General features: G+C 45.4%; 9 protein-coding genes and 1 pseudogene. 2 read left to right on the top strand and 8 right to left on the bottom strand.

All coding sequences use genetic code 11. From position 1 onward, the window contains the following. Positions 1-88 precede the first annotated feature (88 nt). Positions 89-436, top strand: a complete 348-nt coding sequence (locus OKC42_RS02005; protein ID WP_270819004.1) for an antitoxin Xre/MbcA/ParS toxin-binding domain-containing protein — start codon at positions 89-91, stop codon at positions 434-436. Positions 437-652: 216 nt separating this feature from the next. Here OKC42_RS02005 and OKC42_RS02000 read toward each other — a convergent pair whose 3' ends face one another. Genes OKC42_RS02000 through OKC42_RS01975 form a run of 6 tightly spaced genes read right to left on the bottom strand, consistent with a single transcriptional unit; the run spans position 653 to position 8055 of the window. After that, positions 653-952, bottom strand: coding sequence for a hypothetical protein (locus OKC42_RS02000; protein ID WP_024941359.1), 300 nt, complete (start codon positions 950-952; stop codon positions 653-655). A 60-nt stretch (positions 953-1012) separates the two neighbouring features. Then, positions 1013-2635 (bottom strand): TnsD family Tn7-like transposition protein, encoded by a 1623-nt coding sequence (locus OKC42_RS01995; protein ID WP_077097821.1) that lies wholly within the window; start codon positions 2633-2635, stop codon positions 1013-1015. 3 nt (positions 2636-2638) lie between these two features. Beyond that, positions 2639-3598 (bottom strand): TniQ family protein, encoded by a 960-nt coding sequence (locus OKC42_RS01990; protein ID WP_077097819.1) that lies wholly within the window; start codon positions 3596-3598, stop codon positions 2639-2641. Then, positions 3595-5034 (bottom strand): AAA family ATPase, encoded by a 1440-nt coding sequence (locus OKC42_RS01985; protein WP_130632594.1) that lies wholly within the window; start codon positions 5032-5034, stop codon positions 3595-3597. Before OKC42_RS01985 ends, OKC42_RS01990 begins: the two co-directional genes overlap by 4 nt. Positions 5035-5036: 2 nt before the next feature. Continuing rightward, positions 5037-7193: a transposase gene (locus OKC42_RS01980; protein ID WP_130632595.1), complete on the bottom strand. Its 2157-nt coding sequence runs from the start codon at positions 7191-7193 to the stop codon at positions 5037-5039. Beyond that, the gene (locus tag OKC42_RS01975; protein WP_017784504.1) at positions 7183-8055 is read right to left on the bottom strand and encodes a TnsA endonuclease N-terminal domain-containing protein; all 873 of its coding nucleotides are present in this window, start codon (positions 8053-8055) and stop codon (positions 7183-7185) included. The genes OKC42_RS01980 and OKC42_RS01975 overlap by 11 nt, the downstream gene beginning before the upstream one ends. 507 nt (positions 8056-8562) lie before the next feature. On the opposite strand from OKC42_RS01975, the pseudogene OKC42_RS01970 reads away from it, so the two are divergent. Further along, a pseudogene (locus OKC42_RS01970) lies at positions 8563-9587 on the top strand (IS481 family transposase). A gap of 140 nt (positions 9588-9727) precedes the next feature. On the opposite strand, the gene OKC42_RS01965 reads toward OKC42_RS01970, so the two are convergent. Together OKC42_RS01965 and OKC42_RS01960 are read right to left on the bottom strand one after the other, a co-directional pair. Continuing rightward, positions 9728-11602: a hypothetical protein gene (locus tag OKC42_RS01965; RefSeq protein ID WP_270819003.1), complete on the bottom strand. Its 1875-nt coding sequence runs from the start codon at positions 11600-11602 to the stop codon at positions 9728-9730. Beyond that, positions 11595-15692: an HTH domain-containing protein gene (locus tag OKC42_RS01960; protein WP_130632597.1), complete on the bottom strand. Its 4098-nt coding sequence runs from the start codon at positions 15690-15692 to the stop codon at positions 11595-11597. Before OKC42_RS01960 ends, OKC42_RS01965 begins: the two co-directional genes overlap by 8 nt. Between the last annotated feature and the right edge of the window lie 54 nt (positions 15693-15746).

Below are 15746 nucleotides of genomic sequence, written 5' to 3'. Positions count from 1 at the left end.
ACTACCTGAAGCAACACCGCTTATATACCCGCACACTTGGAATTATTTGAGTCTCTAAAAATGAGGGGATCTCTGAGATCAGCACATAGTGTCTGGTGTATCTCCTGAGATCGTCGTCAAACTGAGCACGCTATTGGGGTCTAATACCCGAACAATTTGCCAGATGATTGGCATTAGCCGAGACACACTGAATCGCCAAATCAAACGGGGCAATCGCTTATCGACAGCTCAGGGAGATCGCGTTTACTGGGCAGCCTTAGCAGTGGACGCAGCCATATCCCTACACCGGGGAGATACTGCTAAAACGATGAGATGGCTCACCCGCTCTGCGTGGGGATTAGGTGGTGAAAAACCGGCCGATGTGATTACTACGCCTATGGGAGCGCAGGCAGTTATCGATCTTGTCGGCCGGATTCGGCATGGCATCCCCTGTTGATTAACAGTTCATACGTGACCATAAAGCACCAACAATAGGCTCATCTGGTGAGCCGATCACCCCGACCAATCGGCTCATTTGATGAGCCGATCACCTCGACCAATCGGCTCACTTGATGAGCCGATCACCTCGACCAACCGACTCACTTGATGAGCCGATGACCTCGACCAATCGACTCACTTGATGAGCCGATCAACACAACCACTCAAATCGTGGTTAGATAAGCTCTCGATTGCCTTCAATTTTCCCAAATTGATCAGGGTCTGCGGGTTGATAATCATCCGAAAACATATTCATCAACCGATGCTCCTGTCTCAGGTTGGCCAGCGCCCCAAAAAAGCAGCCTTCACATAGGTGTACCTGATATCGTTCACCATCGTGCTGCGAACCATAACCCCAGCAAGCTTCCAGCGTGCCGAATTCCTGCGTACCGAGCGATTTAGTAGTACTAGCACCACAGACATCGCACAAAATATCGACGACCTGTGTGGTAGGAACGATTGCTTCGACCTTCATGGCAATACTCCTCGTTGTGATGCCTGATATCAGAACCTGTATAGGTATCGACGGCGAGCATCAGGGCATAGGATGTTGAGCGGCATACGCCGCAACCAGCCGCACAGCCAATGCGTAACTGAGCGGTAGACGTGTTTTGTATTTCCTCAGGCAGTCTGGCCTATCGACTGCCCGTTCCAGTGCAGATAGAGAGCTTGCCTGCTCGGCCAGCAGCCCCAGTTGCTCAGCCAGTTTCCTATCCCGTTCTTCCCAATCCACACTGGGATGGTGAACTGCTCGCTTGGCGGCAGGTAACTGTTGATACAACCAGGCACGATCATGTTTATAGAGCCAGGTGAAAGCCGTTCTGCACACCTGCTCGACAAAGCCTCGACTAGCATCAGCATGTTTTGCCAAATATGCAGCCACCGTTACACGGTGCTCACGGAGACGGTTAACCCTTCTCAAATGCCGTCGCCAGTCAGACAGCCCTTGGTGGCTCTGAATAATGGCTTCGACCGCCCCGACAGAAACGCCATGACTGTGCGCGATCTGCTGCCGTGATCCCCCCATGAACGCCTGACGCCATATTCCCCGCTCAACTTCAGCTGTAATGCGCTTGGCACGGTGATCAACCGGTTGATTGTGTCTCAGGGCGAGTTGCTTGATATAGCCGATGCTGTATCCGGTCTGGCAGGCAATCTGTCGCATGGAAACCCGCTTCACCAACAATGTCAGTATTGCTGTTTCTGATAGCTGTCCGTCGCTAGGCATAGTGGATTGTATCTGCACCGCAGCTGGGCTACTGATAGAAAAAAATTCCGCTGGGCTACGGCTTACAAACGCCATCAGCATCACATGTTTCAGGTAGTGGTGACTGCGGTCACCGTGCACCAGCCCCGAGACGTATCGATAGTTGGCCAGCCCCGGCGGCACTATTGGCGTTATATCGGCAAACAACCCCTGCCAGAACTCCGTCATGGCCTGCAACAGGGGCTGGCTACGCAGATGGCCTCTGGCCGTCAGATAGCCCTGTTGCCCGAGCCATCGCTGGTACAGCTCAGCTAGCGACTCCGTTGGCGACTGGACGCACAGATACCGATGCATAGCGGTGATATATGTAGAAAGTTTGATTTCCTGTTCAGATGGACGCGATGGTTCACAGGGTATCTCGGGATCCGGTATTAGCAGTCGCCGATCAATACCTCCCGCACTGGCCGCCAGGGTTTGCAATCGTAGCTCATGCTTGGCACAGGCCGTGACCCCATACAACTGGTGTACTGTATGCCAATACCCACACCCGAACTGCTTTTCATCTTCTAGAAGACAGGCCGGACACCATTTCAGGCAAGCGCCACCGACCCTTAGTTTGCTGGCGGCTTGTCCTGACAGGGCCATTATTCCCCTCCCCTCACCCAGCATGGCGGCAGCCAGGGCGTGGACTTGGTGCTTATTGTTCAGCGTCAGGGCGAACAATGGGAAGGCCGAGCCGTGGTGCAGCAGGTATTGCGGATCCACCCCCGCCGCCTGGGCAGCCGCCTTAATATGGCCTGGTAATGCCGGATGCAACCGAACAGCAGGACAGTGGAATAGCTGGTTACAAAAATGGTTTCGATCACTGTATGCCGAATGAACAAAATACTGGCTGACCCAGCTGTAGGCCGACTCGCCAGGAATATAGGTGGGGATCACCGAGGTCAACACTGATCACCCCTCAGATCCCAAGAGCCCCACCAGATCGACGCCAGCATGCTGCAACATCATTAGATGGGCCAGAGGGTGCAACGGATCTCGGGCTGACTTCTCATGGTAGCCCCGTGCATTGCGCAGCTGTGGGGGTAATTGCCATACCTGACCTGGCCCCCCACTATTGGTGAAATACGCAGTAAGTGCCAGGGGATCACATTGCGAGTCCATCTGCTGAAACCACGCATTGATCGTTTTGATACTTTTGACCGTGCGCATCGCCTCGCCCGAGATGCCCATCGAATCAGTCACCAGCTGAGTTAGCGCACACAGGGTGAGAGCACTCGCGGACTGGGCTAATGCCAGCGACGCCAACTCAATCTCTTTCATCCGCTCGGAAAAATGACCATCGTATCCCCCCATCCAGTGCCCACAATGGGGGCAGAGGCCCTCGTATGGTGGGATCAGTTGTTCCGACAATAATTTGGCAGAAAAACCACAGCCTGCGCAGTGACCAGACAAACCGCATTGATGCCGATAACAATGGAACACTCCTGGTAGTTGATGATCTCGGTGGTAGTAGGGCATACCATGGAGCTCATAATCCTCGGCAATACAGTCTGCGCACCAGCGCCAATATTGGTGTTGTACATTGTGCAGGCCAGTCACCCGTAACCGAAGCTGAGAACGGCCCGCCAGTGCTGATGTCACTATCCTCTGCTCATCCGGAGTCAAAAAAGAAGCTAAATAATTGCCGACAGAGTGATCCTGCCACGCACGTTGAACGTGTCGGGCCCGAAATTGGGTATCGAGGACAGGATCGTCGGGATGACATAAACGATGGGGACGGATTTGTGGGCTGCTCAGCCCCAGCACCTGGGCCGTTGCAGTAAACGTCCCGTGCGTGCTCAGCACATGCATCCGGCCAACTACCGCCCCTAAATGCTCACCAGGTAGCAACTCCAGCCGATGGAGGATCATTTCCACGACCCCTTATCTACAGAGTAACCGAGTTGCCCCAGCAATGAATCCGGGGATAATTGCTCTAAAGTTTTTAGCTTCTTTTCCTCTGTTTTTGGCAGCTTTTTGGTGATTTTAACCTCGCCTTGCAGCAGGATTTCTCCTTCTGCTGAATATGCGTCTCCATCAACAACCTGACTATTTCCCACTGATTCGAGCAGTAACATCGGCGATAAGTCCTCAAATTGGTAGTAATCACCTTTACGCAGAGCACTCAACGCAGGCTGGAGGATTTTAAATTCGCGATTGAAACATAGGTCCAATGCTGCGATCGAGAGATCTTGATCTGTTGGTTTCAGCAGGGTTAGATATGATAGCGTGGCGCGAACTAGACTGGTTGCAATAGCCGGGATACCGGCACTCAAATAATGTATATGTTGGCGTAACACATCCTCTGATGTTTTCTGGTTTTTCAGAAATCTGGTTTGACATATCAGGCGGATAAAACGCAGCCAAAATGAGCTATTTATATCGCAGCTAACCAACTGCATAAATCCATTTTTAGTTGCTCGGCGGGTTAGCGTCATTTCGCTATCAAACAATTTCATCGTGGCCAATGTTCCGACAAACATCAACGGGATCCCCACTCGATTTAATAGTTCCTCTAAAAATTTCATGGTGGTTTTCTCGTTGTTACTGATCACTTCATTCTTGGCAGACCTGGCCAGGTTTTGCGCTTCATCAAGGATCAGCAAACCAACCCCATGGCCGATAAACGATTTTTGCACTACCGAAATCAACTCATTAACAGAGCGGTTCCTATGGGTATGGCTATAACTCTCACCAGTGACAGCGTCGAGTGATTCTAACAAGTTCAGCAAAAGTGCTTTTTGGCCACGGCGATCATGAATTTCAATGTACAGATAGGTCACCTGCACTCGACTCACAATAATTTCGTGACCATGCAGGTCCGTATAGCGATCATGCTCTATCGTTTGTGGTATCTGTTGGCAAATTTGCCTAACCATCGTGCTCTTCCCACGTCCGCTGAGCCCTAGCAATAACAGGCTATACTGAACAGACAACCCAAGACTCAGTACATGAGAGGCTTTCCATGGCTCGGCTTTGTCACGATCAATTGCAGCTAATAGCCGGCGCACATCTGCCCCCACTGGATTGCGTCGAGTATACCCGGCCTCGATCATTCGTCGTATTTGGTCATATAAACGGTACGCCTCATCTGGAGAGGTATACACGTCCGCCAGTTGATCTATGGCAGTGCGGATAAAATATGAATGCAGCGATTCATCCACCCCTGCAAGATCCAGATCACACTGAAAAGGGATCTCACAGTTCGCATAAAATTGTGCCGTTGAGAGCGGCAAGCCAAGCCCCTCGATATAGGGGTTTCCCCGATATTTTGAATTGGGATGTGGGTAATATTGAGGTGCGGCCATGACTATTTCTCCTGAACTGTAAATATTGTCGGGTCAGCAAGGTTCTGACTGGGTGTTTTTTTAATATAATTATCTGGCTGGCATGTATTTCTTAAATCAGCAGCAATAGCCATTTCCTCATGATGACGTTGCAAGTTCCCTTCGACCTGTTTATGGCTTTTCATTCCTGACTGTATATTTTTTGCAGTGGATTTTTTCAGTCCACGATTAGTTTTTCGAATTACCTCATCACATTCGCGAAAGTCCATTTCTAACACTGCGCGAGCATTGAATCTCTTCTCATCCAACGCAGCCAATTGTTGTTTAACAATATACAGGCGATGCATGACATTTGCCCAAACCTGATTCCGATATGCCTCACTGCGATCTGTCAGCTCAACCTGATAGACCTCATCACTCTCCTCAGTTTTAAACCAAAGATAATTAGTACATGTATCTATGTACCTGACTCTGATTTTGAAACGTCCGAGATTTTTCGCCTGATCCAGCCACTGCATTCGAACAATTTCATTACTGCTATAGTAAAGGCCTCGAAAAAATATCCCCTCAGCACGCACCGTAGCCTCATCCTCTGGCAACAGCGCAAATCGCAGACGGTCTATGGGAACAGGCCTCACCATCACTGAATTTTTCAGACCCCAGTTCCATACATCACGAGGAGTAAAACCAACCCCATCACGTGACATTTCTAGGTTGTGCGAGGTCACGCGCTGACGATGATTATTTGAATAGATAATGATATTAATAAGCCGATACATGAACTGTTCATACGTCAGCAGGGGGCGACGAGATGCGTGCTGATCCTCCTTATGTGGATACTTAACCACCTTGCCTGCCTCGAACGGGATCGCTAGAGTCTGAATAATGTCGAAAGTTTTCTCCACTTGGCCTTTCATATCCCCGCGATGATAGGCATTAAAATTACCGACTGTGATACCAATGAGTCCGCGCAGCAGGCTGCAAATATTGGTATCAGTATTCTCAGAGCCCCGGTCGAACGTTAATTCACGACATGGTAAATTGCAGGGCCAGTCAGCCTCTTCGATCTCCACACCATACTGCCTACAAAACGCTTGCTTACTGCTCATCGCATTGAATAGAGCCTGACTTGCTCCATGCCAACAAGGCGAGTCGAAACCGACATGCAATCCAACAATCATACTGCTCGCGGTATCAACGACAAAATATATAACCGGTCTTCCAGTACTCAGTAGTTCATCGTTACTGTACGGGTAACGGATGTAAACATCGGCAATAGTACTGTCTATTTCATATCGTGACGTTGGCCCCCTCAGGCCCGCACGGGCAAGACCAGGCTTTCCTGCATGGTCACGAGAATAATTAATACTGCCTACTCGTTTTTTCAGGAACGTGAGATTACTGACGAATTTTTTTAGATGATATTTAAATATTCTTGGTGATATTAAATCTTCCCTATGAAGTAACATTTTAATTGGTTCTGCTATGTCACAATCCTCAACACCCTTCGGTAAAACATTGACGCACTCATATTTCAAACAATAGTCAAAGTATAGCTCTGACAACCTCACTTCCGAGCCAGATTTAATAGATTTTGAAAAGCGCTCAATCTGTATAATATCTCGCCGAGTAATGCCACGATATGGTGTACCATATCGCGTAATTGGGCCGCTCTTGGTTGCTCTCTGACCTAAGGGCACTTCTGGCAGTTGAAAGTTGCTGCCACAATTAAAATAGTGTGGGAGCAATGAATTTGGAAATGATCCAAAAATGAAATAACTGTTCAATTGAGCACAAATGTATTTCCTACTTCGACCGGAATTTTCAATCAACGTTTTCAATATACCACTTGCATCACCATATAAATAGCGATGTAACAATTCAGGCTGACTAAGCAGCGGACTAATTACAGCCAGTCTCTCATTGCGAATCTTGATCCATTGAGGTTCTAGCTCACTATCAGAGAAAAACAAAACTTTTGGAAATTGATGTTCAGCCAGAGTCCACTCACCACTTTCAATATTAGACTCGACGTTCTCTATTAATAGATTAATCGGCCGTTTTGGTGGCCCATCCAATAATTCACTTACAGCTAACAACCCCATGTCATAACAAATAGAGACAATCAGAAACTCTGAACCACCATTTGTATTAGTGATCAGTTTCTGGTTAACTCGCATGAACCACCTCGTTGAATGGCACAGGCCTATATAACTCTAAACGTTGTGTAAGATCAACGATTATAACACCATGATAGACTGCATATTGAAATACACATTTCACCTGCACGTCAGAAATATTCAACTCCTTAGCCACCTGCTTGATCAACACTAACAAGGTATTTGAGGGATGGGCAATCAGGTGATGTTTGATACGTCCCAATATAATGAGGTATATGGTCTCAGATACCTGAATATACTCAGGCGTATCAAAACACTCACGTAGGAATTCCAGATTATATATATGTACTTTATTGAAGCTTTTTTCCGTTAACAGCACATGATCAATATTTTGAGTACGCCAATATTCAATGGCAATTTTCTCCTTTGCCCTTGTACGATTAACAACACGGGGGGATGTTATTTCCGGATCCAGCGCATCCGAATATTTGAAGCTATATGGAGCCAATATATGCTTCCCTGCCTCCGTTTTCCGAATAATGACAAAATCCTGAGTCATTGTTTTGGCTGGGATGCGGCCACCATAATTCGCCCGCTCTTTGTAATTACCAGGATGGACAATGTGCAGAGATGCCGCAATTTTGAGCGTTTCATGCAGTGGTAACGGATACTGTTCGAGAATGTCGATAACGGTTGGATCGCGCTCGAAATAGAAAAATGGCGCCCTCTCACCGCGACTCAGCAGATGATGCTCACGTTTGGTCTTGTGACTATACACAATCTGCCCCTGACCATAGGTATGGGACTGCCGCACCGTGACCCAGGGGCGATACCCCGAAGCTTTGATGTCTCGGTTATACCGTGCTGTTTTTGCGATCTCCGCATCGGTGACGATGGGCTGCTGAACCGTTTTTTGCTGCATGACTACTCCTACCAGACCTACATACAACCTAGTAACTGGGCAGGGGGTCGTCAACCGCAACAGTGCACGTAAGGCGTTGTTTTTACTTATTTATTTTTATAAATAATAACTATCGACGCTATCATGGCAAAAATACCACACTCAACTAAATTTCATTTTTTATCTTAAAAAACATATATTTATAAAAAATCACATAAGCATACATAATCACGAATATTTATTTTTATAAATAATAAGTAAATGTTTTTTATTCCTTTTTTGACATAAGAGGACGGCGGATATAGAACATTATTCTGAGGCGATTGGTGATTCCGCTCAGAAAAAATGTCCATTTTGGGCTACAAAAGGCTCCATGCGAAGAGCAATCAATGCATCCATACCAAAAAATTCAGCCCGGCAAGGGTGGCCTGCCGGGCTGTGGGTGACTGACGAGCGGATAACTCACGTCAACAAGCGATTAGACATGCCATCCAGCTTCGCTTTGGTCTTTTCCCAACCGGGCATCACCTGACTCATCAACCGGTAAAACTCAGCCTGTTAGAGCTCGCCAAAGAGCTCAATAACGTCAGCAAAGCCTGCAAGCTCATCGGCTACAGCCGTCAGCAGTTCTACGAAATTCGCCGTAATTACCAGACCTATGGTGCCGAGGGATTGCTCGACAAATTGCCCGGCTGCAAAGGGGTTCATCCCAATCGGGTCGCTCCCGAGATTGAACAGGCCATCCTCGATTACTCCCTCACCAGACCAACCCATGGCCCACTGCGGGTCGCCCAAGAACTGGCTCTGCATGGTATCAACGTCAGTGCCGGTGGAGTGCGTGGCGTGTGGCAACGGCACGACTTGCTCTCCAAACACGACCGCTTGCTGCGCCTTGAGAAAACGCACGTGAGCAGACCATTGAGCTCAATGACGAGCAAATTCGCCTGTTAGAGCGCTTCAGCCCCGAGTTTCGCGAACGTCAGATTGAGGTCCACAACACCGGGGAACTGGTGGCGGTCGATACCTTCTTCGTCGGCGCGCTCAAGGGGGTTGGTAAGGTGTATCTGCAAACAGTGCTGGACTGCTACAGTCGCCACGCCTGGGGGCTCTACACCAGCAAGCTGCCGGTGACCTCGGTCCATGTGCTCAATGAAACGGTACTGCCGTTTTTCGAAGCCCACGAGGCACTGATCTATACCATCTTGTCGGACAACGGGCGTGAGTTCTGTGGACGACCTGACCACCATCCCTACGAGCTGTTCCTGCAACTGGAGGGGATTGAGCACCGGACAACCAAGGTACGCAGGCCGCAGCGCAACGGCTTTATCGAGCTACTGCATCGCACACTGCTGGATGAACACTTCCGTATCAAGGGGAGGACGACCTGGTATGAGTCGGTAGAACAGATGCAGGCAGACCAGGATAGCTACCTGGAGCACTACAACACCCAGCGGTCACATCAAGGCAGGATGATGGAGGGTCAACCCCCCTACAACATGTTCAAGAAGAGTCTGAAATTGATACCGAAGGAAGTGCGCACTAAAATAGCGTAAACAAGACACCGGTTTGAGGCCGGTGTCAGGTGATAACTAGATCTGTACATACCAATAGAGGCTTATGATCTCACATCAAGGACTTATTCGCTCTTTCCCTAACCTTCCCTTAATGTCAGGACACCAGTTGATAATACAAATTATTTTCTACTCAGCATCTTAAATATGTCTAGAGCCTTTGAACAGGTGTGATACAAATAAGGTTCCAAGATGCAAAGCCTTTCGAGCATTGCCTCTATTCTAAAAATTGCATCATCACTGATTGGCAGATATGCTAATTCTGTACACCATCGCCCTATATATTCAGCCCAGTCATTCTTATCCTCAAAGGCAGCTCCTGCGACTAAACCTAATGAAAGATAGTTTTCGGGCTCAGAGTCCACATCAATATAGTCCCGATATAGACGACTTAAAATCACTACCGACGCAGAAAGCTTTCTGCTTCTAGTCAGACAAGAAACTTGCGCTAACCCGTTCAGCACCTGATAGACTGAATCTTTATCGTTTACCGAGGATAACTTATGCTGTGCGCTTTCTAACAGCGAAACTGTATGTTCCAAATATTTTTCATCAATTTTCCAGAAAGGCGCTGAATTCATCAAAACTTTGAACGATGCTAATGAAACATTAGCGCCGACTTGCTTATCAAGCAAATTAAATATTTCTCTCGGCACATCAGCTGGAATAGAGTTACCTTCCAACGGTCCAGGTAAAAACGAATTCATATTGAGTCGAGAACCAGTCATAAGCTCTTCTTGCAGACATTCAGCGATCTCGAATTCACCAACTTCTTGACATACATTATATACCCGTCCATAAATCTCATTAATGAATTGATCTGCTGTCAAGTACGTTGGTAACCATCTTGGCTCCTCTAGTAGATCAATAAAATTTTGACAGTAAAAATAAAGCCCTCTCTGTTGAGCCGCCCATTGCTCTACTTTGTCAAAGGTAACATTTTCTTCCAGTGCAGCTTCAACAATTAAGGCTGACTGGGCAAGTGAAGCGAGACGCCGGTAGAATGGTGGCATACTGCGAAATATCTGAAGTCGCGCCAGTTCACCATCGACGAAAACAGCCATCGAGCAAAAAAGACGTAGATTTTCTAATGTTTTTACAGCCGACACACTCTCAAAAAGAGCTTTAAGAGTCGCATCTAATGAATTTGCGAATTTCAAAATACCGATTTCAAGGCAAGATATCAAAAGTATCGGATGACTGCTTTCAATTGCTCGCTTTGCTATTGACTGATACGAATCTTCGTCAACGAGCCTAGTTGAAATGACTTTTGATATTGACTTATGCATACAAAGCAATAAATTATTTTCAGTTACTCCACCTTCTATTCTACCTTCGAGGTACTGCTTGAGTTCATTATTACAGAACTCCTCAATGTTTTTACTCCCGCTGTACTTACCCACAAGCCGTTCATAATAACGGGTTTCATTTGGGACCAGTGCTGAAACACTATTTGATGGTCCTTGAAACTCATTCTTTAACACACCTTTAATGTGGGCTGGTGATAAATCCAAATCAAGCAACAAGTCAGATACATCATCATCACTTACTGCCTCCATTGAGAGAACTGCTCTCCAGTACTCAAACTCCTCTTTCGAAAGGCAACTCTTCTTCGCTACTGTCTCAAATATACTTAACCGTCTGTCGATATCTCCCAAAAGCGGCCAAAAACTATTATTAAGTATCTGCACATCACCTTTGGTTAAAGAAAATGCTGAACTTTCTTCTGGAATATTTCGTAGAAACCAAACATTGCGATTAATATCCTCTAAGGAGGACTCTTCCTCGACATTGTCAAAAGTACTGCGAATAGCTTTAAAGAGAGCGGTTCTGGAAAATGCGACTTCTTTATCACCAAAACTAATCGTGACATCTGTTACTAGCTCTAGTTCTTCCAACAACTTACTATCAGATAATAGTTCCTCTCTCACCAAACTGGGGAATAAATTGAGAGTGTGCGAAACCATATAAGCTCGCACTGAATATGAGTTAGTCATAAACCTCTTCCTCCAGTATCGATTTCTGAGCGATACTTTTAACCTCCGACTTCATCGAATCAATTACAGTCTTAAAGCTCCACGGGTCATTATCCTTTAGCGGCCCCAAAACAAACTCATCCAACCATGCTTTGTAGCCTTTCTTTTGCTCGTCTGATAAAGACTCCGGCGGAATCAACACTGAATTCACTTTAATAACCTCGCCTAAATAGGCCATACCTTCATCCCCTCTTATTTTATGAGCTTGGGCCCACTCCCTATAACCCATAAGCTCATATAGCCAGCAGGAGCTAGCGCGACTTAGTTCAGGTGAGATATCGGCGGTCCACTGAGTTTTTATTGCTTTTGCAATAGTCTTCATCGTCTCATGTAGCCACTGGGCATCTCTTGGGAGCTGAACCAGACCACTAATCCTGATCAAAAACAGATTTTCTCTTATCATTCTTAGCTGTTTAGTTGGTTTAAACTCACCATCAGACATAACGGAGTGATTTAGGTGATATTCAAGCTCTTCACTGGAAATGCTAACAATCTCTAACCCAAACTCCCGAAGTAATGTTCTGAATTCAAGCTTCTGAGCTTTAGAAATAAGTCCTTTATGGTGTAGCGTCTCGATAAAGTCTAATGATGTATAGATTGGTACTGTTCTTTCATCAAATGCAATATTTCGATGCTTATTCATAAATCGATCATCTATCAAAGCTGCATCGCATATTTTTAGCGCCTCAAAAAGCTCTTCTGTTGGCTTGGCATAATTGTTCTCAGAAGCAGCTACTTGGTCTTTTTTTAAAGGTATTTCAGCGAGTGTAACTTTCCCAGATGTAAGCCCATTAAAAAACAACTTTCTTATACTTTCTATTTTCGAATCTGCCTGCTCGACAACTGAACCGTAGTTTATCAGCGTTCTATATCTATCGCGCTCGCCCTTAAATACATACACTTCGAATCCGGCTTCGCTAAGTCTATCAAGCATATCAACGGTAATCAGGTAGGTAATTGACAGTGAATCGAGAAATAATCGTGCTCCACTGACCACTTCAAGATCGACAGGCCATTCTTTTTCGTGCTGGCTAAGATAATTTAAGGCTTTAACACACTGAAATTCAGTGATTACGGCTAGATCTTTGAGTTTTTTTATTAATTGGGAACATGAAGTCAGACTGTGATGAAATAAAGAAAGGTCAGCTTCCACCTCTCTAAAGGTGCCTCCTGCCTTATATACAGGGTAGGAACACACGACCACAGATTGCGACTCATTCGCAGGATTCTCACGCACCTCTTCTAGCATAAACGCAAGCTCTTCACCTACATCTAGTGCCAGCTCAGGATTATTAATTTTCTTAGGATGAAAAACGGAAATTTTGCCATCAGTAACAAGCCGCTCAAAATACTTTGCCTTTTCAATTTGGCTCGGCTGATGAAAAGCAACTTTCTGCTTCTCTTCAAAAAGCCATCGCATAAAAGAATGCGGGATAACTATTTTTTCAAAACAATCAAACAGATGGGTTAATATACCAATATTTTCCATCACCAAAGCACTGGAAGCATCGACTACAATTGTATTACCAACAATGACCTGATCCAACCTTACACCATGAAATAGCGGAATTACATTTTTCCGCCTTATATCTTTAGCCTTTTTATTTTCAAATGGCTGGATCAGATAAAAATCAGACATTGTCTTATTCAATAGTTCCGCCACTGTAAAAATGGGTGCATCGCCATCTAAATAGGCTTTATAGACCCTCTCATTTTTCTCTCTAGCCTCGGACACCATCTCCCTTACATCTTCGAATGAAGCCCTTCGCAATGGACCGTTGTCATTAGAGAGATCTATTGCCTTATTGAGCCATGCTGATGTTTCTTGATTGTCCTCCATGCCCATTGTTGTAGCGATGAAGTATGATGATGCTAGCACTTGAGGATCATCCATATATTTTCCTGTACAGAAATCTAAAATTTGCCTTGCTCTCCGTGGAGAAATTGCTTTAGCTAACTGGGCAGCTTGTAAAAGGTCATTGGCCTTTAACTCATCCCGATTATTCCAGCAATCTTCCACAAAAATGCTAAGAGACTCCCAGTCACCACCAAAAATAGATAGATTGATCTCAAGAGTTTTAAGATCAGTCTGTTGCGACTTATACTGCTTCAATCGAACAATCTGTTCATGAGCACCGATTAAGTCTCCTTTTCTAAAAAGAGACCAAGCCCAATGGGCTTGCAGCCTCTCGCTTCTTTTTACAAGATCTATCTTATCTAATAAAAACTGATGAAGTTCAGCAAACCGCCCCAATAAACAGGCCGCATTACAGACTCTGATAGCATCAGTTTCCTGGCCTGTACGGTAAAAAAGATCTCGGCAGTATGAGTAGTATTTACTACCTCGATTTGTCCTTTCTAACAAATTAACCAAATGAGCAAGATCACTTGTATCTTCACTTTGTTGATATTGACTTATAGCTAATGCAACTGGGTCAGCCCCCTTAACTGATTCGATGATATTTTGCAATTTTCTGACATCAGCATCTGACGCTCCAGAATTCCCGACCTTCTGTAAAAGCTGTTGTGCATCATCGACCAACCCTGACTTCGCTAATGCCTCTATCTCTAGCATACTAATTGCAATGGAATTAACGGCGGCTTCCATTTGAGTTCTGTGGCGGTTAATATAATCCACTGCTGCCGATATTGGCTTTTGTACCTGTGCCAATACAAATCTGGCTAAACCAAGAGTTGCATCATTCTCTGGACTTAGTGCTGTTTGTCTATTTACTTCCTTTTCTATCGCATCAAAATCGATTTCAATTCCAAAAGCAAATGCCAATGACAAATTCTCAAGTGTTTTCTGAGTGTAACTAACAAAGTAGCTCTCAAGTTCTGAAATTGCTTGTTCGTGTGTTTCACTGTTTCTAAGCTGTAACCACAGCACATATTTATCTGATACATTAGCGACATCTTCAGCACCGAGGTGCCTTGCCTGACCTGAACAATATTTGAATAGTTCGACAGCTCTATTTCTAAGCGCTGTCGATTCAGAATCATCTGCAAGTGGAAACTTATCTGCTGCTAAAGGAATAAAAGCCAACACGCTCTCGCGGAGTTCAACAGCCTTAATTGCATTTACCAAGAATGCAAACGCAGAAATCTGCGCCAGTGCTGGTGAAATATAAAATGATGCGTCGCCTATCGTCTGCGCCGAATCTAAAGCCTTTTCCCATTGATGCTCTATCAACAATGTAGAAACCAAAAAGACTTTGCCATCATTGTCTAAATCTTGAGAGCTTAATCCTGCACTTTCTAACCAGAGCAAAGCAGCGTCGTTTCCTTCTACTATTTTTTTAATCATAAAAAAGGCAGAATAATTTGAAGCCCCCCCTGCAAGCAAACCAGACGCCGCATCTACTCTGTTCAATTCAATAGCATCGATAAAGGCCTGTGCTATCGCAGCCTCCTCCGTTTGACACAATTTTTTAGAACATGATAGCCATTTTTTCGCTAGCTGAGCCCTTTCTCCTACACATAAGTATCTTGCAATTAGCGCTAGCGCCCTAGCTTTTACTTGAGGGGTGCCGCCGGACAGCTCTCCATCAATAATGCTTTCTGCTAAAGCAATCGATTTCTCTTCCTTAGGAAAAGAACCGAAAAATCTCAGCAAGGTAATTTCGTGGGCAAGTTTTTCTATTCTTTCGTCTTGAAGATGCTGAGCGGTAAATCCGGCCCCCCTCATCTGATCAACTATCAAATCCGCTGTTTGTTTTGGATGATTTTTAACGGTATCCAGTAGCTTTTTTTCACTTTCCTGGCGCATTGATTTAATTTGAAGCCACACTTCAATAAAATAAATAAAAATACTTAGACCAATTAACACCCACCCGGTTATAAACATTGGAGTTGATATTGGTCCACTATATTCTGGGAAGAATTTTTGGTTACTCAAAAGCCAATTTAAAATATCTAGCCATAAAGGAGTGTTGAGAATGCCTACTCCTGCCAACAACAACGGTACACTTAGTGCTTTCGCTAATGAAGGTCTATATAGTGCAACTAAAAATTTTATGTTTTTTCGCACAACATCCCAATCAATATTCATGTTGTTCTAAACCCTCTCTGAAGGTGGAGTTTCCTTATCAAATGGCTTGGATAT

It is taken from the genome of Aeromonas sp. Y311-2 (genome assembly GCF_027706025.1).
GTDB classification, from domain to species: domain Bacteria; phylum Pseudomonadota; class Gammaproteobacteria; order Enterobacterales; family Aeromonadaceae; genus Aeromonas; species Aeromonas veronii.
The sequence above is the reverse complement of the archived record's forward strand: the minus strand, read 5'-3'. Positions and strand labels throughout refer to the sequence as shown.